Source organism: Janthinobacterium sp. SUN211 (genome assembly GCF_030587315.1).
GTDB classification, from domain to species: Bacteria; Pseudomonadota; Gammaproteobacteria; order Burkholderiales; family Burkholderiaceae_D; genus Janthinobacterium; species Janthinobacterium kumbetense.
The window spans coordinates 1-21815 of record NZ_JAPWIC010000010.1 but is presented as its reverse complement, the minus strand read 5'-3'; the positions used below and the strand labels follow the sequence as shown (position 1 = coordinate 21815).

Sequence of the window (21815 nt, the reverse complement as noted above, 5' to 3'; positions counted from 1 at the left end):
CGCCATGAAAGCCCTGCACCGCATCATCGCGCAAGCCCGCGCCGTGCCGAAAAACATCGTCTTGTGCGAGGGCGGCGACGTGCGCGTGCTGCAGGCGGCCGCGCGGGCGGCCAGCGACGGCCTGGCGCACATCACCATCGTCGGCAAGCCGGCCGCCATCCTGGCCCTGGCGCGCGAACAGGCGCTGGACCTGGATGCCGTGCGCCTGGTCGACCCGGAAACGTCCGACGAGTCGGAACACTATGCCCAGCAATTGTTTGTGCTGCGTCAAGCCAAGGGCATGACGGTGGAGCAGGCGAGGATCGCCGTGCAAGATCCCTTGTGCTACGCCAACCTGATGGTGCGGCTGGGCGACGCGGACGGTTGCGTGGCGGGGGCCGTGCACACGACGGCCGACGTGGTGCGCAGCGCCATCCAGATCATCGGCGTCGACCCGGCCTTCAAGCTCGTGTCGAGCTTTTTCCTGATGATGCTGTGCGAACCGTTTCATAGCCTGAAGGGCGGTTTCATCTTTTCCGACTGCGCCCTCGTCGTCGACCCGAAGGCGGAGGAATTGGCCGACATCGCCATGGCTGCCGCCGACAGCGCGCAAGCCTTGCTGATGGAAGAGCCGCGCGTGGCCATGCTGTCGTTTTCCACCAGCGGCAGCGCCCACCACGCGGCCGTCGACAAGGTGCATGCGGCCACGGACCGGGTCAAGGCCCAGCGTCCGCTGCTGGCCATCGATGGCGACGTGCAGCTCGATGCGGCCATCGTGGCCGAGATTTCGCAAAGAAAAGTCAAGGATTCCGTCGTCAACGGCCGCGCGAACGTGCTGGTGTTCCCGAACCTGGACGCGGGCAATATCGGCTATAAATTGGCCGAACGCATGGGCGGCGCCGTCGCCATCGGTCCCTTGCTGCAAGGCTTGAACAAACCGGCCAACGATCTGTCGCGCGGTTGCTGCGCCGACGACGTGTATAACGTGATTGCCGTCACGTCCGTGCAGGCCCAGGGTGGGCGCTGAGTTGTTCAGCTTGCCCGTGCTGGCGCTGCTGGGCGTGGTGGCGGCGGGCACATATTTCCAGACCGTCACGGGTTTCGGACTGGGCATGATCGTCATGGGCGTGGCCAGCGGCCTGGGCCTGGCGTCCGTGCCCGCGCTGGCGGCCCTCGTCAGTTTGTTGTCCCTGGCCAATTGCCTCGTGGCCTTGCCGGGCGCCTTGCACCATCTGGACTGGCGCGCCATCCGCGCCGCCAGCATCGGCTTGCTGCCGGCCATGGCGGCCGGTGTCTTGCTGTTAGGATACCTGGACCAGGCGTATGCGCCCATCCTGAAACTGTTATTGGGCGCGGCCATCGTGTATGGCGGTGTCAGCATCCTGCTGCAGGCGCCGCCGGGACCGGGCGCGGCCGACAAGCGCAGCTTCTTCATCAGCGGCGTGTGCGGCGGCCTGTTTTCGGGCCTGTTTTCGCTGGCGGGACCGCCGCTCGTGTACCAGTTTTATCGCCAGGAAATGAGTCTGACCACCATCCGCTACAGCCTGATCTTCCTGTTCGCCATCAGCGCGGGCGGGCGCTCGCTGATGGCGGGCAGCCAGGGCCAGCTCGATGCGAAAGTCTTGCTGCTGTGCACGCTGGCCTTGCCCGTGGGCGTGCTGGCCACGATGGCCGGCAAGCGCTATCCGCCGCCGATCGCCCAGCGCGGCATGCGCCGCATCGCGTTTGCCGTGCTGACCGCCATCGGCATTTCGCTGATGGCGGCGGCCGTGCCGCAGCTGCTGGCCTAGGCCTTGAACGTCAATAAAGGTTTCAGGCGGGCCACCGATTGCAGCAAGCCCGCTTCCTCCTGCGCGGCGATGACGGGACCGATCTTTTTATACGCCATCGGCGCTTCCTCGACGCGGCGTTCCTCGCGCAAAGTCACGCACTGGAACGCCATCTCGTCGCCGCCCACCGTGGGCCGCATGGCGCGCATGGCCTGGCGGCGGATGCTGCGCCCCGCGCCGTGCGAGCACGACCACAGCCAGTCGGGATTGCCCATGCCCGTTGCCACATAGGAATAATCGCCCATGGAACCGGGGATCAGCGCCAGGTCGCCTTCGCGTGCCGGCGTGGCGCCCTTGCGGTGGATATTCATGCCGTGCTCGCGCAGGATGACGTTGTGCGGCACGTCCACCACCAGCCGGGATTGATCTTGCGCAAACACCTGCGCCAGGCTGTCGCGCACCAGCTCGGCCAATACCATGCGGTTGACCCAGGCATAGCGCGACGCCACGCCCATTGCGTCCATGTATTCGCCGGCCAGTTCGCCCGTCAAGCCGTACAGGCCGGACTTCGGATGGCGCAGGCCTGCCGGCCACGCCTCTTTGGCACGGTCCATCCAGCGGCTGCCGACAAAAAAGCCCACGTCGCGGCTGCCGCTGTGGATCATGACGACCACTTCGCCGGGCACCAGTCCGTGCCGGTACGCGGCATGGCGGTCCATGACGGCATCGACCAGCTGGATTTCCACGAAGTGGTTGCCCGATCCCGTGGTGCCCAGGCTGGGGTCGCGTATCACTTCGCGCGTGCCCACCAGCGCTTCGGGCGCATGGCGCAAGCCGCCGCCCAGTTCGCGCAAGGCGATGCAATCGTCGAGCTCGCGCAGCAAGCGCTGCTTGTCGACGCGTGGCCACAAGCCATCATTGTGCAGGCTGTCGATGAACGCTTCCGGCCCCACGTCGAACAGGGCGGCAAACGCTTTCGAGCGCAGCGGCACGTTGCGGCCGTCTTCCAGCAGCACATGTTTGAGCTTGGCGAGCAGCTGCGGCTTGCGCGCCTCGAACTGCGCCAGGGTCAAACCCGTCGTGATCAGGCGCATGCCGCAGGCGATGTCCGTGCCGGGGATGGCGGGGATCACCATGTCGGGGCTGGTGGCAACGATGCTGCCCACGGGGGCGATGCTGCCCGGGTGAAAGTCGGGCGTGGCGCACGCTTTGCACACATGGCCATCCTGGCCGGGCACGGCGACGGCGGCAAACTCCATCAGCTGGCGCACGGCTTTTTCCTCGAGGGGAAAGTTGTGGGGCAGCAGCACGGACGCCTGGGCGTGCGGATTGCTGAGTGTATAAATGCCGTCGGCATAGGCGACAGCGATGCCCTGGCGGCGCAGGGCTTTTTGTAATCTGGATAGGGGAAACACGATTCTGCTCCGGAAATAACGAATGCACGGCCCTTTTGCAAGGGCCATGTTTGTTTTCCACGCAGCAGCGACAGGAAGTGCCGCCAGCTTAGCAAACTTTGTGCCGCTTGCAAAGCCGCTGGCCCCGACAGTGCACACAAGAGTGCGCACGATACGCAGCGCCACTTGCAAAATAATCAAACAGCCTTTATATTCGCGGTTCTTTCTCGAACCTCTTCCTTATTGGAGCCAAAAGTGCCTCGCTTCTTCGCCATCACCTGCTAACGCTGACGAAATGCTCTCTGCAGCATCGTTCGGCGCGTTGATGCCCCCGATTGCTGCGGCACTGTTTTTGCTCTCTCCGCACACGTATCCAGGACCACCGTCCTGATCGTCCACGCCCGAACACGTCGTCAGCACCCCTGACCCTGTATGGACACGCCCCGGTGAACGCGGCGTGGGACGCTATGTTTTTACAATCTTTGCCCTTATTTAAATACCCGCGCACGCCGCACCTGGAAGGTTCGCGCCTGCAGGATGGCGACGACAGTTCCGACCAGATGCCCCTGAAAAAGCTGGCCGGCCAGTACGTCGTCATCGAGGAAAAAATCGATGGCGCCAACTCCGCCGTGTCGTTCAGCGACGCGGGCGAGGTGCTGCTGCAGTCGCGCGGCCATTACCTGGCGGGCGGCGGCAGCGAACGCCAGTTCAACCTGCTCAAACCGTGGGCTCATGCGCACGAACATGCGTTGCTGGGCTTGCTGGAAGACCAGTATGTGCTGTTTGGCGAATGGTCTTACAGCAAGCATTCCGTGTTTTACGACTGCTTGCCCCATTACTTCAACGAGTTCGACGTGTATTGCCGCCGCACGCAGATGTTTTTGTCGACGGCGCGCCGCCACGCCATGCTGGCCGGCTCGCCCGTGCTGTCCGTCCCCGTGCTGTACGCGGGTTTGATGCCGACTTCGCCCAAGCAGCTGTGGCAGCTGCTGCGCCATTCGCTGGCCAAGTCCCGCCTGTGGCGCGACGCTTTCGAAGGCGTGGTGGCGCGCGAACGCCTGCCGCTGGACCTGTGCTGGAAGCAGACGGACAAGTCCGACCACGCGGAAGGCTTGTACCTGAAAGTGGAAGACGACGAGCAGGTGCTGGCCCGCTACAAGCTGGTGCGGCATGACTTTACGCAAACCATCCTCGACAGCGGCTCGCACCACAGCACGCGTCCATTGATCCCGAATCTGCTGGCCGAGGGCGTCGACCTGTACGCGCCGCAGCCGCTGGTGACTTGGGAGAGCCTGGGCTTGCACACCTGCCAGTCGTTGGACGAACTGGCAATATTTTCAAGGAGTACTAGATGAACTGGAAACAGTTACAACAACTGGTGCCGCCGGCGGGCCAGTCGCCCGATTTCAACGCCTGCCTGGCCGCCTTCCCGCAGCTGGAATTGGCGAAGACGACGCCGCAAAACCCCGTGTACCACGCGGAAGGCGACGTGTGGACGCATACGATGATGGTGGTGGAATCTCTGCTGGCCATGCCCGATTACCAGCAAGCCACGCGGGCGCAGCAGGAAATCGTGTTCCTGGCCGCCTTGCTGCACGACGTGGCCAAGTGCAGCACCACCGTGATCGACCCCGTCACGGGCGCCATCGGCCAGCCCGGCCACTCGCGCAAGGGCGCCCTCGATGCGCGCATCGCCCTGTGGGACGTGGACGTGCCGTTTGCCGTGCGCGAGGAAATCTGCCGCCTGATTAATGTACATCAAGTGCCGTTTTTCGCGCTGGAAACCTCGCGGCGCGGCGTCACGCCCGAGTTCACCGTGCGCGAACTGTCGTGGCAAGTCGATATCCGCTTGCTGGCCATGCTGGCCGAGGCCGATATCCGCGGCAGGATCTGTCCCGATCCGCAGCGCATTTTAGATGCCATCGAGCTGTTCCGCGAACTGGCGCGCGAGGAGGGCTGCTATGGCCAGCGCAGGGTGTTTGTCGACGATCACACGCGCGTCAAATACTTTCGCGGCGCCGAGGCGCATCCCGATTATTCCCTGTTCCAGGAGCCGGGCTCGCACGTGATCGTCATGTCGGGCTTGCCCGCGTCGGGCAAGAATACGTGGGTGGACAAGCACCATCCGCGCCTGCCCGTCGTCTCCTTCGACGATGCGCGCATCGCCTTGGGCTTGAAGCACGGCAAGAATGAAGGGCAGGTGGGCGACTATGCGGAAGAGCGGGCGCGCGAGCTGCTGCGCAAGGGTGAACCGTTCGTGTGGAACGCCACGCATCTGTCCAAGCTGATGCGCGAAAAGACGCTCAACCTGCTGTACAAATACCATGCGCAGGTGGAACTCGTGTACCTGGAGCAGCCGCGCAAGGAATTACTGCGGCGCAACGGCCAGCGCGACACGTCGCTCAGCAACAAGAAGTTGCAGTCGATGCTGTGGAACTGGGAAATCCCGCTGCCGATGGAAGCGCATGCCGTGCGTTACTGCGTCGACTAGCCCTGCCGCCGTCAAGCGCCATCGAAAGCGCTTGACCAGGCGGGCGCCACGCGCCATGCTGGGCGCATGATCCTTGTTTTCCCTTCTTTCCTGTAAGCCAGCCGCAGTTTCGCCCCGCAAGGGGCGGGCCGCCGCATGGCCGCCTTTGATTCCCCTACATCATCGTCGCGCGCTGCCGCCCCATCCGGGGTGCGCCCGCGCGCGCCACAAGGAAAAGAACATGAAAACAATGCATCTCGCCGTCGCCGGCGCTTCCGGCCAACTGGGCTCCCTCGTCGTCAATGAACTCATCGGGCATCGCGCCGGCCGGCCCGGCATGGCGCTCACGGCCATCACCCGCACGCCAGGGCGCCACGCGGCGTGGCAGCAGCAGGGCGTCGGCGTGCGCTGCGGCGACTTTGACCAGCCGCAAGGCCTGGCTAGCGCCTTCCACGGCGTCGAGCGTTTGCTGTTGATCAGCACGAATACCCTCGACGGCACGGGCCGCCGCGTCGCGCAGCACCAGCACGCCATCGAGGCGGCGCGCCGGGCGGGCGTGGCGCATATCGTCTACACCTCGTTCCTGCAGCCGCAGGAGGGCAAGCGCTCGCTGCTGAACGACGACCACCGGGCCACGGAAGCGCTGCTGGCCGGCAGCGGCATGGCCCATACGATCTTGCGCAACGCGTTTTACCAGGATTTGCTGCTGGCGGTGCTGGGCACTGCCGCCGTGGACGGCCGGCTGCGAACGGCCATGGGAACAGGCCACGTGTCGTACGTGGCGCGCGAAGATTGCGCGCATGCGGCGGCTGCGGCGCTATCGGATGGCTATCCTGGCAGCCGCATCCTCGACATCACGGGGCCCGCCGCCCCCGATGCGCCGGCGCTGGCCGCCATGGCCGCCTTGCTGTCTGGCAAGCCTGTCGAGGTCGTGAATCTCGATGCGGAGGAACGGGCGCGCCATTTCATCGCCACCGGCATGCCGGCGCCGATGGCGCAGATGCTGGCAGGCATCGAGCGCTGGCTGGCCACCGATGCGATGCACATCGTCAGCGATGACTATCGCGCGCTGACGGGCCGGCAGGCGTCGCCCGTGCCAGCCTTCCTGCACGCGCATCGCCGCCAGTTGCTGGCGCTTCCGCCGGCATAGCGACTACTTTTTGCGTCCACCGAGCAACTGCGCGATCTCGCTGAACAGCTCATTGTTCAGCGAGGCGGGCAGGGTGGTGGCCAGGCTGCGGCTGTAGTAGGCGCCCAGGTCCAGGCCCAGTCCCAGCCCGCAGATTTCCACCGCGCCCTGCGTTTCGCGGCGCGCCACCACTTGCTTTAAATGTTGCGCCAGATAAAACTCGTCGTTGGCCAGATTCGTGGCTGTATCCATCGGGCAACCGTCGGACACGACGAGCAGGATGCGCCGCCGTTCCGGGCGCGCCAGCATGCGCGTGCACGCCCAGTCCACGGCTTCGCCATCGACGCCTTCGCGGTACAGGTCCGCTTTCAGCAAGGCCGCGATGTCGGGCCGCGCGCGACGCCAGCTCGTGTCGCCATCCTTGAAGACCATGTGCACCAGTTCGTTCAAGCGGCCCGGCTGGACGGGCGAGCGGGCGCGCATCCAGTCGCGCTTGACTCTTCCCCCGTTCCACGCGCCCGTCGTAAAGCCCAGCAACTCCGTGCTGATCCCCGCCTGGTCCAGCGCGCGCAGCAGAATGTCGAGCAGCACGGCCACGGATTCCGCATGCGTCTTCATGGAGCCGGAGCAATCGACGAGGAAGGTGACGAGGCAATCGGCGTGCGGCAGGAATTGTTCCTTGCGGAACAGCCGGCGTTCCGACGGGGAACTGATCAGCTGAGCCAGGCGGCGCCCGTCGATATAGCCCTCTTCCTCGCCGAACGACCAGCCGTCGCGTTGCGGCACGGCCAGCAGTTGCGTGAAACGCCGCGCCAGGCGGGCCGTGTTGATGCCCAGGCTGGCAATGCGCGCATCCATGCGTTCGCGGTATTCGAGCAGCAGGGCGCGGCGCACCAGTTCACCCGCTTTTTCTTCGCGGTCATATGCCGTAGAGTACGCCTTGTAGGCGCCCTTGCCATCGCTGAAGGCACGGCTGTCGCCCAGCGGCGCGGCATCGGGCAGGTGGTCGCTGTCGAAATCGAGCAGCAGCTTGAAGGCCGCCTGCGCCCTGGCGTCGCCCGCGTCGTCCTGTTGGCCCTCGCGCTTCGCCTGCGCCTCTTGCAGCATGGCGTCGACGGCGTGGGCGATGGCCAGAGCGTGGCGCGCAAAGGCCGCCTGGTCCGTTCGGTGGCGGCGCAAGCCCGCCAGGTCGCCGCTCAGTTGCGCAGAGACGGACCAGCGCGTCGCCTCGATGAAATCTTCCGTCTTTTCCAGCACGGGCCTGGCCGTCAGGCGCGACCAGCACATCTGGAACACCGTGTACAACAGCAGGCCCGACGCGCCTTCGGCCAGGCCGGAATCGTAAAACGCGTGCGACCAGGCCGTGAAACGGTGGCGCAGGTTGTGCGCCACGCCCGCATGTTGATCTGGCGCAAGCGTTTCCACCCTGAGCTGTTCCAGCAATTCGAAGACGAGGCGCGCCACGGGTTCCACCGGGCACAAGGACTTGTGCAAGGCGGCGTCCGTGTGCAGCAGGCGCAGGGCCACGCTGTCGGCCGCACCGCGCAGCGAGGGCAAATCCTGCAGCGCGGCATCGGGCTGCAGATGGGCGGAGTGGATGGGCAGCGGGCGGTGGCCGTCGTGCAGGCGCCGGCCCCGGTAGCGGATGGAGGCAACGCCGCTCAGCGCGCGGATGGCGCCCGCGCACAACTCGTCCGTTTCCTGCTGCTCGCGCGTGTAGGCGGCAGGCGCGGTGGCTTCCGTACTCATGCCTGGCTCGCCAGCAATTCCTCATTGAAACAGCGCTGGTAATACTCGGCCACCATGGGGCGCTCGGCCTCGTCGCATTTGTTGAGGAAGGACAAGCGGAAGGCCAGCGCCGGGTCGCGGAAGATCTGGCAATTTTCCGCCCAGGTAATGACCGTGCGCGGCGACATCAGGCACGCCAGGTCGCCCGCCGCATAGCCGTGGCGCGTCAGGCTGGCCACTGCCACCATGGCGGCTGCCAGCTGGCGGCCCGCCTCGTCGTTCATGGAAGGGACCCTGGCCAGCACGATTGCCGCTTCTTCCGCCTGCGGCAAATAGTTCAGGGTGGCAACGATGTTCCAGCGGTCGATCTGCGCGTGATTGAGCACTTGCGTGCCGTGGTACATGCCGTTCAAGTTGCCGAGTCCCACCGTATTCGACGTGGCGAACAAGCGGAAGTGGGGATGCGGCGTGATGACCCGGTTCTGGTCGAGCAGGGTGAACTTGCCGTCGCGCTCGAGGATGCGCTGGATGACGAACATCACGTCGGGCCGGCCTGCGTCGTACTCGTCGAAGATCAGGGCCACGGGGCGCTGCAGCGACCAGGGCACGATGCCTTCCTGGAATTCCGTCACCTGCTGCTGTTCGCGCAGCACGATGGCGTCCTTGCCGACCAGGTCCAGGCGGCTGATGTGGCCGTCGAGGTTGACGCGCACGCAAGGCCAGTTCAGGCGCGCCGCCACCTGCTCGATGTGCGTGGACTTGCCCGTGCCGTGCAAGCCTTGCACCATCACGCGGCGGTTGTGGGTGAAGCCGGCCAGGATCGCCAGGGTGACATCCTTGTTGAAGCGGTAGGCGGGGTCGATGTCGGGCACGTGCGGGTCGCGTTCCGTGAAGACGGGCACGAGCAGGTCGCTGTCGATGTGGAACAGGCTGCGTACGGACTGCAAGGTTTGCGCCGCTGCGGCGGGGGGATGTTGGCGTGAATCTGGCACCTTGTTCTCCTGTGAAACCGCAGCGGGGGCGCTACGGGGTTATGAGTTACCTGCCTGCAATGCGTCGTCGTCCCCGCCCGTCGTCGGCATGGTTTCCGATTCGATGGCGGCCAGGGCTTGCGCGGCGCGTTGCAATGCTGGCAAGAAATGTAAAGCCTTGTCGTGCGTCAAACGGATGATGGGCGCCTGGATGGCCACGGCCAGGTTCGAGCGGCCGTTCGGGTTCGGCACCAGCACGGCCACGCACAGCAGGCCGGGCAGGAATTCTTCGTCGTCCAGCGCATAGCCGTTGCGGCGCACCAGTTCCAGTTCGCGCTCCAGCTTGACGGGGTCCGTTTCCGTCTTGTCCGTAAAGCGCGTCAATTCCATGTGGCCCAGCAGGCGGCGACGTTGCACGGGCGTCATTTGCGCCAGGAACAGCTTGCCGCTGGACGAGCAGTGGGCCGGCACCCGCGAACCGGGATGCAGGTAGAAGCGCAGCGGGGCCGCCGTTTCCACCCGGTCCAGGTACACGACTTCGCTGCCGCTGAAGGCCGTCAGGTTGCAGCTTTCGCCCACTTCCTCGACCAGCTGGCGCAAGACCATGCGGCGGGCGCCATGGAACGTGTTGTTAATCAGCAGGTTCGATGCGAGGCGGCGCAGGCGCACGCCCGTGCTGTAGTGGCGGCCATCGCTTTCGCGCTGCAGCACGCCCACGCTTTCCAGCTGTTGCAGCATGCGGTGCAGGGTGGGCTTCGGCAAGCCCGTTTCTTCCACCAGCGCTTGCAGCGACAGCAACTGGTCTTTTTCGGCAATCACTTCCAGCAAGGCAAACAAACGCATCGTGGGCGTGTCGCCTTCCAGTTTTTCCGGCTCAAGTTTTGGGGATGAAATCATGTCCATGGTGGCCTCGGTTGGGTAGCTCTGAGTGTGACGTCAGCTTATTTCATTTTCGAACTCAAATTGTACCGTTTCCTTGAAAATCTGTTTGACTTTTGATTGCCGAACGCTTAAATTGAATTGTATATCAAATTTCGGAACAAAATATACCGATTTTTGATAAATTAATTGATAATTCGCTGCACTTCATCACCACAGACCAGGAGACACCCATGAATGACATGACCGAGCAAAAAGCCGCCGCCGCAGCGGCCATCCCCACCGGCCCGCAAAAGATGACGCCTTCCGAAGCGTTCGTGGAAACCCTGGCCGCCAATGGCGTGACCGACATGTTCGGCATCATGGGCTCGGCCTTCATGGATCCGATGGATATCTTCGCCCCCGCCGGCATCCGCCTGATCCCCGTCGTGCACGAGCAGGGCGCCGGCCACATGGCTGACGGCTATGCGCGCGTTTCGGGCCGCCATGGCGTCGTCATCGGCCAGAACGGCCCCGGCATCAGCAATTGCGTGACCGCCATCGCCGCCGCCTACTGGGCGCATACGCCCGTCGTGATCATTACGCCGGAAACGGGCACGATGAGCATGGGCCTGGGCGGCTTCCAGGAAGCGAACCAGTTACCGATGTTCGAGGAATTTACGAAATATCAAGGCCACGTCACGAATCCCGCCCGCATGGCGGAATTCACGGGCCGCTGCTTTGACCGCGCCATGTCGGAAATGGGCCCGACGCAATTGAACATCCCGCGTGACTATTTCTATGGCGAAATCAAGGCGGAAATCCCGAAACCGAACCGCCTGGACCGCGGCGCCGGCGGCGAGCAAAGCCTGAACGATGCGGCGGAATTGCTGGCCAAGGCCAAGTTCCCTGTGATCATCTCGGGCGGCGGCGTCGTCATGGGCGAAGCCATCGAAGAGTGCAAGGCCCTGGCCGAGCGCCTGGGCGCGCCTGTCGTCAACAGCTATCTGCACAATGACTCGTTCCCCGCCAGCCACCCGCTGTGGTGCGGTCCGCTCGGCTACCAGGGTTCCAAGGCGGCAATGAAACTGATCGCCCAGGCCGACGTCGTCGTGGCCCTCGGCTCGCGCTTGGGACCGTTCGGCACCTTGCCGCAGCACGGCATGGATTACTGGCCAAAGAACGCCAAGATCATCCAGATCGACGCCGACAACAAGATGCTGGGCCTGGTCAAAAAGATTTCGGTGGGCATCTGCGGCGACGCCAAGGCGGCCGCCAAGGCGATTATTGCCCGCCTGGATGGCAAGAAGCTCGATTGCGACGCCACGCGCGAGGAACGCTATGCCACCGTGCAAGCGGAAAAGGCGGCGTGGGAAGAGGAATTGACGAACTGGACCCATGAAAAGGATGCGTACAGCCTGGACATGATCGAGGAACAGAAGAAGGAGCCGGGCAACTATCTGCACCCGCGCCAGGTCTTGCGCGAGCTGGAAAAAGCCATGCCGGAAGACGTGATGGTGTCGACCGACATCGGCAACATCAACTCGGTGGCCAATAGTTACTTGCGCTTTGAAAAGCCGCGCAGCTTCTTTGCGGCGATGAGCTTTGGCAATTGCGGTTATGCGTTCCCGACGATTATCGGCGCCAAGGTTGCCGCGCCGCACCGTCCGGCCGTGTCGTATGCAGGCGACGGCGCATGGGGCATGAGCTTGATGGAAACGATGACTTGCGTGCGCCATAACATTCCCGTGACGGCCGTGGTGTTCCACAACCGCCAGTGGGGCGCGGAAAAGAAAAACCAGGTGGATTTCTACAACCGCCGCTTCGTCGCCGGGGAACTCGACAACCAGAGCTTCGCGGAAATCGCACGCGCCATGGGCGCCGAAGGCATCACAGTCGACAAGCTGGAAGACGTGGGCCCGGCCCTGAAAAAGGCCATCGACATGCAGATGAATGAAGGCAAGACCACCATCATCGAAATCATGTGCACGCGCGAGCTGGGCGACCCGTTCCGCCGCGATGCGCTGAGCAAACCGATCCGCCACCTGGACAAGTACAAAGACTATGTTTAATTAAGTGAGCCAGCCTGTGGGAATGGGCTGTGACCAAATTCTCACAGATTGTCACGAAAGCATCATAATTTCATTAAAGAATACAAGGCGTCCCGTTTTTTGAATTATTTGATTTGACAAGGCCATGCTTAAGGCTTAAATTCAATAAAAGACAAAAAAACGGAACGTAGCGTATCAAAAACGATTTACGGAGACAACCATGAACCACCCTGTACCGCACACTGACGCCGTCACCACGGATTTCCTGCAAGCGTTCGGCGATGCCTGGAACCGCCACGATATCGAGGCCCTGATGGCCGCCATGGCCGACGATTGCGAATTCCATGCCGTCGCCGGTCCTGAGCTTCTGGGCAAGAGCTTCATCGGCCGCGACGCCGTGCGCGCCGGCTTCGAGCTGGCCTGGCAAACCTTCCCCGACGCGGCCTGGCTCAACCCCGTGCATTTCGTCAGCGGCGAACGCGGTGTGACGGAGTCGACCTTTGCCGGCACCAAGGCGGACGGCACGCGCATCGAAGCGCGCATGGTCGATATCTTCACCTTCCGCGACGGCAAGATCGCAGTCAAGAATGCTTTCCGCAAGGATCGCCCACCCGTCGTCAAAGTCTGAGCCAGCACGTTCACCAGGAATGACCATGAACAAACCTGTCGACACCCCGCCTGGCGTAATGGGCAACAACAGCACCGCCGCCCGCACGCCCTACGACCCCGCCTTCGATCCGCTGGTGGCCCAGCGCCCCGGCCATGGCAATGCCTATGCGCCCACCTACTGGATCGGCACGGCCGGCGAGCCGCCCGCCGACGACGGCCCCATCACGCATGACATCGACGTCGACGTGGCCATCATCGGCTCGGGTTTTACCGGCCTGTCCTGCGCCATTTTTTTGGCCCAGGAACACGGCATCAAGGCCACCGTGCTGGAAGCGAACCGGGTCAGCTGGGGCTGCAGCACGCGCAATGGCGGCCAGGCCCAGTGCACGACGGGCCGCCTGAAGCGCTCGCAGTGGATAGACCGTTATGGCCTGGACACGGCCCTGAAACTGCACGCGGAAGTGTGCGACGCAATGGAAACGTTCAAGAAGATCACGGCCGACATCGATTGCGATCCGCAGCCGGGCGGCCACCTGTACATCGCCCACAAGGCGAAAGCCATGCCTGCGCTGGAAAAAGAAGCCAAGGTCATGCGCGAGATCTTCAAGTACGACGCCCGCATCCTCGACGCCGACACCGTCAAGCGCGAGTACGTCGACGACAAGGAAGCGGCCGGCGCGCTGCACGAGCCGGAAGGCATCGGCATCCATGCGGGCAAGCTGGCCTTCGGCTACCTGCGCAAGGCGCGCGCGCTGGGCGCCAAGGTGCATCCGTCCAGCCCCGTGATGGGCTGGGAAACGCGCAATGGCGTGCATTATCTGCAAACGCCGGGCGGCGTGGTGCGTGCCCGTTCCGTGGCCGTGGCCACGGGCGGCTATACCTCGCCCCATCTGCATCCGCAAGTGAAGAACCGCTTGCTGCCGATCCTGTCGAACTCGCTCGTCACGCGCCCGTTGACCCCGGCGGAAATCGAGGCGTGCAACTTCCGCACCCATCAGGTGATCACGGATACGCGCATCTTGCGCCACTACTACCGCTTGATGCCGGACAACCGCGTGCAGATCGGCAGCCGCAGCGCCATCACGGGCGCCGACGCGCCGGACGACAAATACAAACAGTTTTTGATCAACGATCTGCACCGCAAGTTCCCCGCGCTGACGGGCATCGGCATCGATTACTCGTGGTGGGGCTGGGTCGACGTCAGCCACGACATGATGCCGCGCATCGTGCAACCGGACCCGAAGCAATCGATCTTTTATTCGCTCGGTTACGGCGGCAACGGCGTCATGTACTCGGCGCAGGCGGGCCGGCGCATGGCCGAGCGCATCGCGGGCAAGGCCAGCGACACGGGCTTGCCGATCTTTAATTCGAAATTGCCGTATCCCAACATGATGGAACTGGTCGAATCGCAAGCGTTCGCCCCGTTCCGCCGCCTGGGCCAGCGCTTCCTGTACCGCTGGTATCACTTGAAGGATGAAGTGTTTTAAATAGTAATAGCAGTAGCCGTACTAAGCCGCCGTATGAGTTGACATAGAGCAACCAACGGCGCCTCCCGCAAGGGATGAGATTGCCCGCACGTTCACACATAACAATAACTTGGAGTGAGACATGAACACATACACGAGCAAAAACACGGTATTTTCAACGATGCGCCGCGCCGTCCTCGGCACCCTGGTGCTGGGTGTCGTTGCCGCCTCCAGCGGCACGGCCTTCGCGCAAGGCAAGGAAGTGACGATTGCCTACCAGGAAATCAACGGTCCCTTCCTGGTGGCCATCGCCAGCGGCGAAGTGGAAAAAACCACCGGCTATAAAATCAACTGGCGCAAATTCGATTCGGGCGCCAAGGTGGCCACCGGCATGGCGTCCGGCGACGTGCAGATCGGCGTCATCGGTTCCAGCCCCCTGACGGCGGCCGTCAGCCGCGGCGTCGACTTGCAGCTGTTCTGGATCATAGACGACATCAACGAAGCCGAAGCGATGGTGGCGCGCAACGGCGCCGGCATCAGCAAGCCCACGGATTTGCGCGGCAAGAAGATTGCCGTGCCATTTGTTTCCACCACGCACTTCCACACCATGTTCGCGCTGGAAACGTGGGGCATCAAGCCCACGGAAGTGAAATTGCTGAACATGCAGCCGAACCAGATCGCCGCCGCCTGGGAGCGGGGCGACATCGACGCGGCCTTCGTGTGGGACCCGGCCTTGAGCAAGCTCAAGCAAAATGGCAAGGTGCTCGTCACTTCCGGAGAACTGAGCAAGAAGGGCAAGGCCACGTTTGACGGCATGGCCGTCGAGCGCGCCTGGGGCGAAGCGAACGCGGACTTCATGGCCAAGTTCGTCAAGGTGATGGCCGCTGCCGACGCCGACTACCGCGCCAATCCGAAGGCGTGGACCATCGATTCCCCGCAAGTGAAGGCCAACGTCAAGCATTCGGGCGCGGCCGCCAAGGACGTGGCCGCTTCCGTGGCCCTGTACGCCTACCCATCGCTGCAGGAACAGGCGTCGCCGGCCTGGCTCGGTGGCGGCGCGAAGGGCGGCGTGGCGCAAGCCTTGCTGGCCACGGCGCAATTTTTGAAGGGCGAAGGCAAGATCGACACCCTGGCAAGCGATTACGCCAAATATGTGACACCCAAGTATGCACAGGCCGCCGGCCTGCTGAAGTAAACGTTGTGCGATGGCGCGCCTGCGGGCGCGCTGACTGAACAGAATACGTTGAACTGAAGTGACTACACCTATGCGGGGCACACGATGGAAAATCTCTACGTCAAGGATGTCAGCGTGATTTATCCGGGCAAGACGGCCGGTGAACGCGTACATGCCTTAAACAATATCAATCTCACCATCAATAGCGGCGACTTCGTCGTCGCGCTGGGCGCCTCGGGCTGCGGCAAGACCACCTTGCTGAGCCTGATGGCAGGCTTTATCGCCCCCTCCAAGGGCGAGATCATGCTCGGCGACAATAAAGTGGAAGGGCCGGGCGCCGACCGTGGCGTCGTATTCCAGAAACATGCCTTGCTGCCCTGGCTGAACGTGATGGAAAACGTGGAATTCGGCTTGAAGCTGCAAGGCGTGCCGAAAGCCGTGCGGCGCGAACAGGCGGCAAAGAACCTGGCGCTCGTCGGCTTGAAGGACTTTCACGACAATATGATTTATCAATTGTCGGGCGGCATGCAGCAAAGGGTGGGCATCGCCCGCGCCCTGACCAGCAATCCCGCCATGCTGCTGATGGATGAACCGATGGCGGCGCTCGACGCGCTGACCCGCGAAACCATCCAGGAGTTGCTGCTCGATATCTGGGCCAAGTCCAGCACCATGTTCTTCTTCATTACCCACAGCGTCGACGAGGCGCTGTTCCTGGCGAACCGGCTGATCGTCATGTCGCCCCGTCCGGGCCGCATCACGCACACGTATGAACTCGATTTCAACAAGCGCTTCCTCGAGTGCCGCGATGCGCGCGCCGTGAAATCGAGCCCGGACTTCATCAAGATGCGCGAAACGGTGCTCAACATCATTTATGGCGACGAGCGCGCCGTCAATAAAGAGCTGGAGGTGTCCCATGCATAGCCCATCCGTCGTGGGATTTCCTCCCACCACCGCCAAGCGCGCCGGTTTTTTTGGCCGCCTGTTCGCCCCCCGCTGCGCCATGCCCGGCGAAGCGTTCGGCGCGCCGGGGCAGGGCAATTCCAGCCGCATCGCCACCGTCACCGTCATCGCCGTGCTCTTGCTGTGGTTTGGCGTGACGGCCAGCGGCATGGTGAAACCCTTGTTTTTACCTTCGCCGCAAGCCGTGTATGAAAAATTCATCATGGCGGCCACCACCGGTTTCGGCGGCGCCACCCTGTGGGAACACACGGTGGCCAGCCTGGTGCGCGTGTTCGGCGCCTTTGGCCTGGCTTGCCTGTTTGCCATTCCCGTCGGCGTGATGATGGGCGTCAACCGCGTGGCGCGGGGCATCTTCGATCCCTTGATCGAGTTCTACCGTCCATTGCCGCCGCTTGCTTACTTGCCACTGGTCATCATCTGGTTCGGCATCGGCGAGTTTTCGAAGGTCTACCTGATCTTCCTGGCCATCTTCGCGCCGATGGCGATCGCGGCCCGCGCCGGCGTCAGCTCCGTGTCGCTGGAGCAAATCCACGCGGCCTACTCGATGGGCGCTACCCGTTTCCAGGTGATCGTGCACGTGATTTTGCGCGCGGCGATACCGGAAATCCTCACCGGCATGCGCATCGGCATCGGCGTGGGCTGGACCACCCTGGTGGCGGGCGAAATGGTGGCGGCCACGCGCGGCCTCGGCTACATGGTGCTCAGCGCGTCCGAGTTCCTGGCCAGCGACGTGGTGATCATGGGCATTATCGTGATCGGCTTCTTCGCTTTCCTGTTTGATTTGATGATGCGTTACCTCGAACGTACCCTCGTGCCATGGAAGGGCAAGGTGTAAGACGTTCCCGGGAGTGGCGCGCACGCCACAAGTGTTGCCGCCGCTCCCTTTTTTTAATCCGCAATAAGCCGTACTTACCCTCCAGCGCGCTTGCCCCTTGGGCGCCGCGCCGGGCCGCTGCATTTCCAGATTGACTTATGGAATGCGGCCAACCAGACTGATTCACACGATGTATCGATGCTGCTTGACGGTGTTGCCTAAATAAAACAAAGCCGCGCGGCAAGAACAAGCCGCAGCAGGCAGGGCGCACCGAGCTTCAGAGATTTTCAGGAGACAAAACATGATTAGCGAATCGCATAACAGTACCGGCTTGCAGCACTCGCTCAAGCAACGCCACATGAGCATGATCGCCATCGGCGGCGTGATCGGCGCCGGCCTCTTTGTCGGCAGCGGCGTCATCGCCAAGGCCGCCGGCCCGGCCGCCATCCTTTCCTTCCTGCTCACGGGCGGCCTCGTCGTCCTGATCATGCGCATGCTGGGCGAGTTGGCCTCGTCCCTGCCCGTGGTCGGCTCCTTTTACGAATATGCGCGCCTGGCCTTCGACGACAAGCCGAAAGTGTCGAAATTCCTCGGCTTCATGAGCGGCTGGATGTACTGGTATTTCTGGGTCGTCGTCGTGGCCCTGGAAGCCATTGCTGGTGCGAAATTGGTCAACTTCTGGCTGCCCGACGTGCCGTCGTGGTCGATCAGCCTGGTGCTGCTCGTGTCGATGACCATCCTGAACCTGTTCTCCGTGAAGGCGTTTGGCGAATTCGAGTTCTGGTTCGCCTCGATCAAGGTGGTCGCCATCGTCGTCTTCCTGTTTGTCGGCGCCTTGTTCATCACGGGAAGCTTGCCTAACAGCATCCCGACCCTGGGCTTTTTGACCAGCAACGGCGGCTTCATGCCGCATGGCTGGGGCCCCGTGCTCAGCGGCGCCGTCGCCGCCACGGCCTTTTACTCGGGTGCCGAGATCGTCACCATCGCCGCCGCCGAAACGTCGGACCCGGCCAAGGCCATTGCCCGCGCCACCAATTCCGTCATCACGCGCGTGCTGATGTTCTATGTCGGTTCCATGTTCGTCGTCGTCTGCATCGTGCCCTGGGATTCGCCGGCCATCGCCACGCCTTTCGTCAGCGCCCTGACCGTCATGAACATCCCGTACGCGGCCCACATCATGAACGCCATCATCCTGACGGCCGTGCTGTCGGCCTTGAATTCCAGCCTGTACGCCTCGTCGCGCATGATCTTTGCGCTGACGCGCCGCGGCGATGCGCCCACAGGCCTCGTGAAACTGAGCAAGAACGGCGTGCCGATCCGCGCCATCCTGTTCAGCACCTTGTTCGCCTACTTTGCCATTGCCGTCTCGTATGTGTCGGCCGACCTCGTGTTCCCCTTCATCGTCAACTCTTACGGCATCCTGATCCTGTTTGTGTACCTGCTCATTGCGATATCTCAATTGCGCCTGCGTCGCCGCCTGGAACGCGAATGCCCGGAACGCATCAAGGTGCGCATGTGGCTGTTTCCTTACCTGACCTACTTCACCATCATCGCCATGCTGGTGATCCTGGGCGCCATGAGCGTGTCGTCCGATACGGAGCAGCGCGTGTCGTTCTGGTTCGGCTTGTTGAGCGTGGTCATCCTGAGCGTCATGTACTACATCAAGAAACTGGTCAACGATGACCGCAACGGCGGTGAGGCGGCCGACACCAAAGTGGAGCTCAAACATGTCTGACACGACCTTGTTGCCCGCAGGCCGGCGCCGCTTCCTGCGCACGACGGCCGCCTTGGGCGCCGCCGCAGTGGCGGGGCCTGGGTCAGCCTTGGCCGCTTCCGTCACCTTGCCGTTTGAAAATGGCGAGCGCGAACTGGTGGCCTTCCCGCAAAAGCGCCCGCTGATCCTGCTGACCAGCCGTCCGCCGCAGCTGGAAACGCCGTTCGGCGTGTTCAATGAAGGCGCGATCACGCCCAACGACGCGTTTTTCGTGCGTTATCACTGGAGCGGCTTGCCCACCAGCATAGATGGCGACAGCTACCGGCTGCGCATCGCCGGCCTCGTCAAGACGCCCTTGGAACTGTCGCTGGCGCAACTGAAGCAGCTGGCCGAGCCCGTCGACGTGGTGGCCGTGACGCAATGTTCAGGCAACAGCCGCGGCTTTTTTGCTCCCCGTGCGAATGGCGGGCAGCTGGGCAATGGCGCCATGGGCAATGCCCGCTGGACGGGCATCCCCCTGAAAACCGTGCTGGAAAAGGCCGGCATCGCGGCTAATGCCGTGCAAGTGGCCTTCAATGGCCTGGAAACGCCGCCCGTGGGCGACGGTCCCGACTTTCAAAAGGCCCTGTCCGTCGAGCACATCATGGCGGGCGACGTCATGCTGGCCTGGGCCATGAATGGCGAGGACATTCCTTTCCTCAACGGCTATCCGCTGCGCCTGATCGTGCCCGGCTATTACGGGACTTACTGGGTCAAGCACTTGAGCGACATCACCGTGCTGGACAAGCCGTTTGACGGCTTCTGGATGAGCACGGGCTACCGTATTCCCGACAATGGTTCCGGCTTCATCGAACCGGGCGCGCCCGTGGGCAAGACGACGCCGATCAGCCGCCTCAACGTGCGCTCCTTCATTACCAGCGTGCAAGATGGCGCGCAAGTGAAGGCGGGACGCGACCTGGCCCTGCGCGGCATCGCGTTTGACAGCGGCCACGGCATCAGCGAGGTGACCGTCTCGGTGGATGGCGGCCAGAGCTGGCAGGAAGCCAGGCTGGGCAAGGACCTGGGACGCTTTTCGTTCCGCGAGTGGACGATGGTCATGAAGGCGCCGCGCAAGGGCAAGCATGTGCTGATGGTGCGCGCCGTCAACCGCATCGGCCAGAGCCAGCCCATGAAAGCCCTGTGGAATCCCATGGGTTATATGCGCAACGTGGTGGAAACCACGCGCATCCAGGCAGTCTGAGGAGAACCATATGAAGAGATTACTTGCCGCGCTGGCACTGTCGGCGGCGGGCGGCGCGTGCGCGCTGGACATCCACTTGCCGCCGGAAACGGCGACCTATAAACCCAGCGAATTGCCTGGCTACCAGCTGGTACAGCGCAACTGCATGACGTGCCATGCGGCCCAGTACGCATCGACCCAGCCGCCCGCTTCGCCGCGCGCCTACTGGGAAGCGACCGTCAAGAAGATGAAAAAGCCGTTCGGCGCCCAGTTTGACGACGCGGACGTGCCGGCCATGGTCGATTACCTGGTAAAAACCTATGGCGCAGAGCGGGGCGCCGCCGTGCCTGCCGCCGCCGTCGCCAAGCCCGTGGCAGCCGCCGTCCCGGCTACCGGCGGCAAGGATGTCAAAAGCTTGCTGGCGGCGAATGGCTGCATGGCGTGCCACGCCCTCGACCAGAAAGTGGTCGGCCCCGGCTTTGCGGAAGTGGCCGCCAGGTACAAGGGCAAGGACGGCATTGCCGCCGTGGCGGCCAACATCCGCAGTGGCGGCGCCGGCAAATGGGGCCCCGTGCCCATGCCGCCGTTCAGCCAGCTCAGCGAAGCCGATGCGGCGACCCTGGCGAAATACGTGCTGTCCAGGTAACGCCTGGCCGGGTCCGCCCGGCACCATCCCTCATCTTCCCGCTTTTTTCGCAGCCATCCGGTATGCCAGCTTCATGCTGACGTGCCGGGTGGGCCTCCCATTTTCTTCGCAGCGCCGGCCGTCGCGTGCCAGCAGTGGCATGGTCAAGGGATGGATTTGCAAGTTCGTAATATTTTTTTTATATCTCATTTTCATAAGTGTGTGACATGCCAGCGTGCAGCACGAAAGTACGGCGCTGGAGGCATATCTTGATGTCGGGAAAATAACATTGTTTTATATTGCGATAATAATAATTCACCATCCATTTTTTCCCACACCGGCCTGCGTGGAATAGCATTTTGCCAGTGGCAGACAGTCAACGTTGTTGCATAAGGACAACGCCTTTTTCTTTGAAACGCAGCATTTTTACGCTACTTCGCGGATGTTGGCGCTGCTCGTATACAAGCTGCACCAAAACGGTGAATGAGGCCTTCGGATGGGTATTTCCCCGTTCAATGGCGCGCTAAAATGGATCAATGTTGCTGGTGGGAATTTTATTTTTTCATTGTCATTGTATTTAACATTGATATCAAAAAAGTATTTTTCCATTCAGCTCTTGTATTCCCCGTCAGTGCAGCCGCAAGCGGCGAGCCTGGCGCGGGCGCGCCGCCTGAAAGGATGATCTTGAACACCAAATTACTTCCGTTGACCCTGCTGCCCTTGCTGGCGCTGATACAGACCGCCTGGGCCGTCGATCCTCCCGGTGCCGGCAGCCAGCTGCAGCAGATTCCCGTAGCGCCATCGCTGCCGAAAGCGCCGCCCGCCATCCGCGTGCAGCAGGGCAATGTGCCCGCCACCACGGTGGGCGACACGACGCGCATCGCC

Annotated in this window: 19 protein-coding genes and 1 pseudogene; 16 read left to right on the top strand and 4 right to left on the bottom strand. The window is 62.8% G+C overall.

Features of this window, described 5'->3' with window-relative positions; translation table 11 throughout:
• Positions 1-4: 4 nt before the first annotated feature.
• Positions 5-1006 carry a phosphate acetyltransferase gene (pta, locus tag O3301_RS25540; protein ID WP_099664801.1) on the top strand — a complete coding sequence of 334 codons (1002 nt, stop codon included), beginning with the start codon at positions 5-7 and terminating at the stop codon, positions 1004-1006.
• A gap of 1 nt (position 1007) precedes the next feature.
• Entirely contained in the window at positions 1008-1769 is a 762-nt protein-coding gene (locus O3301_RS25535; protein WP_289906542.1) for a TSUP family transporter, read from the top strand.
• On the opposite strand, the gene O3301_RS25530 is transcribed toward O3301_RS25535, so the two are convergent.
• The gene (locus tag O3301_RS25530; protein ID WP_305057834.1) at positions 1766-3163 is read right to left on the bottom strand and encodes an RtcB family protein; all 1398 of its coding nucleotides are present in this window, start codon (positions 3161-3163) and stop codon (positions 1766-1768) included. The two genes, O3301_RS25535 and O3301_RS25530, sit on opposite strands and share 4 nt — an antisense overlap.
• A 446-nt stretch (positions 3164-3609) precedes the next feature.
• Between O3301_RS25530 and O3301_RS25525 the strand changes: the two genes are divergently transcribed.
• The 3 genes from O3301_RS25525 to O3301_RS25515 all read left to right on the top strand — a co-directional run bounded on the left by O3301_RS25525 (position 3610) and on the right by O3301_RS25515 (position 6762).
• Positions 3610-4497: an RNA ligase family protein gene (locus tag O3301_RS25525; protein ID WP_305057833.1), complete on the top strand. Its 888-nt coding sequence runs from the start codon at positions 3610-3612 to the stop codon at positions 4495-4497.
• Positions 4494-5633: an AAA family ATPase gene (locus O3301_RS25520; protein WP_305057832.1), complete on the top strand. Its 1140-nt coding sequence runs from the start codon at positions 4494-4496 to the stop codon at positions 5631-5633. Before O3301_RS25525 ends, O3301_RS25520 begins: the two co-directional genes overlap by 4 nt.
• Before the next feature lie 220 nt (positions 5634-5853).
• Positions 5854-6762, top strand: coding sequence for an NAD(P)H-binding protein (locus O3301_RS25515; protein WP_305057831.1), 909 nt, complete (start codon positions 5854-5856; stop codon positions 6760-6762).
• 3 nt (positions 6763-6765) lie between these two features.
• Here O3301_RS25515 and O3301_RS25510 read toward each other — a convergent pair whose 3' ends face one another.
• From O3301_RS25510 to O3301_RS25500, 3 genes are read right to left on the bottom strand one after another with little or no spacing between them, the layout of a single operon-like run.
• The gene (locus O3301_RS25510) at positions 6766-8490 is read right to left on the bottom strand and encodes a cobalt chelatase (protein ID WP_305057830.1); all 1725 of its coding nucleotides are present in this window, start codon (positions 8488-8490) and stop codon (positions 6766-6768) included.
• Entirely contained in the window at positions 8487-9461 is a 975-nt protein-coding gene (locus O3301_RS25505) for an AAA family ATPase (RefSeq protein ID WP_305057829.1), read from the bottom strand. Before O3301_RS25505 ends, O3301_RS25510 begins: the two co-directional genes overlap by 4 nt.
• Before the next feature lie 39 nt (positions 9462-9500).
• A complete protein-coding gene (locus O3301_RS25500) occupies positions 9501-10337 on the bottom strand; it encodes an IclR family transcriptional regulator (protein WP_369811606.1) in 837 nt (278 codons plus the stop codon).
• A gap of 224 nt (positions 10338-10561) precedes the next feature.
• On the opposite strand from O3301_RS25500, the gene xsc reads away from it, so the two are divergent.
• The 11 genes and pseudogenes from xsc to O3301_RS25445 form a co-directional block, all read left to right on the top strand.
• On the top strand, positions 10562-12370 hold the full coding sequence (xsc, locus tag O3301_RS25495; RefSeq protein ID WP_305057949.1) for a sulfoacetaldehyde acetyltransferase: 1809 nt from the start codon (positions 10562-10564) through the stop codon (positions 12368-12370).
• A 199-nt stretch (positions 12371-12569) separates the two neighbouring features.
• Positions 12570-12977 carry a nuclear transport factor 2 family protein gene (locus O3301_RS25490; RefSeq protein ID WP_305057828.1) on the top strand — a complete coding sequence of 136 codons (408 nt, stop codon included), beginning with the start codon at positions 12570-12572 and terminating at the stop codon, positions 12975-12977.
• Positions 12978-13035: 58 nt separating this feature from the next.
• Entirely contained in the window at positions 13036-14445 is a 1410-nt protein-coding gene (locus tag O3301_RS25485; RefSeq protein ID WP_289899364.1) for an FAD-binding oxidoreductase, read from the top strand.
• A 121-nt stretch (positions 14446-14566) separates the two neighbouring features.
• The gene (tauA, locus tag O3301_RS25480; protein WP_369811605.1) at positions 14567-15619 is read left to right on the top strand and encodes a taurine ABC transporter substrate-binding protein; all 1053 of its coding nucleotides are present in this window, start codon (positions 14567-14569) and stop codon (positions 15617-15619) included.
• An 84-nt stretch (positions 15620-15703) separates the two neighbouring features.
• Positions 15704-16519 carry a taurine ABC transporter ATP-binding protein gene (locus O3301_RS25475; RefSeq protein WP_070219220.1) on the top strand — a complete coding sequence of 272 codons (816 nt, stop codon included), beginning with the start codon at positions 15704-15706 and terminating at the stop codon, positions 16517-16519.
• 79 nt (positions 16520-16598) lie between these two features.
• Positions 16599-17393 (top strand): ABC transporter permease subunit, encoded by a 795-nt coding sequence (locus O3301_RS25470; RefSeq protein ID WP_058049276.1) that lies wholly within the window; start codon positions 16599-16601, stop codon positions 17391-17393.
• A gap of 280 nt (positions 17394-17673) precedes the next feature.
• Positions 17674-19107, top strand: a complete 1434-nt coding sequence (locus O3301_RS25465) for an amino acid permease (protein WP_305053425.1) — start codon at positions 17674-17676, stop codon at positions 19105-19107.
• Entirely contained in the window at positions 19100-20326 is a 1227-nt protein-coding gene (locus tag O3301_RS25460) for a molybdopterin-dependent oxidoreductase (RefSeq protein WP_305057827.1), read from the top strand. The genes O3301_RS25465 and O3301_RS25460 overlap by 8 nt, the downstream gene beginning before the upstream one ends.
• 10 nt (positions 20327-20336) lie before the next feature.
• Entirely contained in the window at positions 20337-20951 is a 615-nt protein-coding gene (locus O3301_RS25455; RefSeq protein ID WP_305057826.1) for a c-type cytochrome, read from the top strand.
• A gap of 475 nt (positions 20952-21426) precedes the next feature.
• Positions 21427-21612 carry a hypothetical protein gene (locus O3301_RS25450; RefSeq protein ID WP_305057825.1) on the top strand — a complete coding sequence of 62 codons (186 nt, stop codon included), beginning with the start codon at positions 21427-21429 and terminating at the stop codon, positions 21610-21612.
• A gap of 2 nt (positions 21613-21614) precedes the next feature.
• Positions 21615-21815, top strand: a pseudogene (locus O3301_RS25445) (hypothetical protein); the annotation flags it as partial.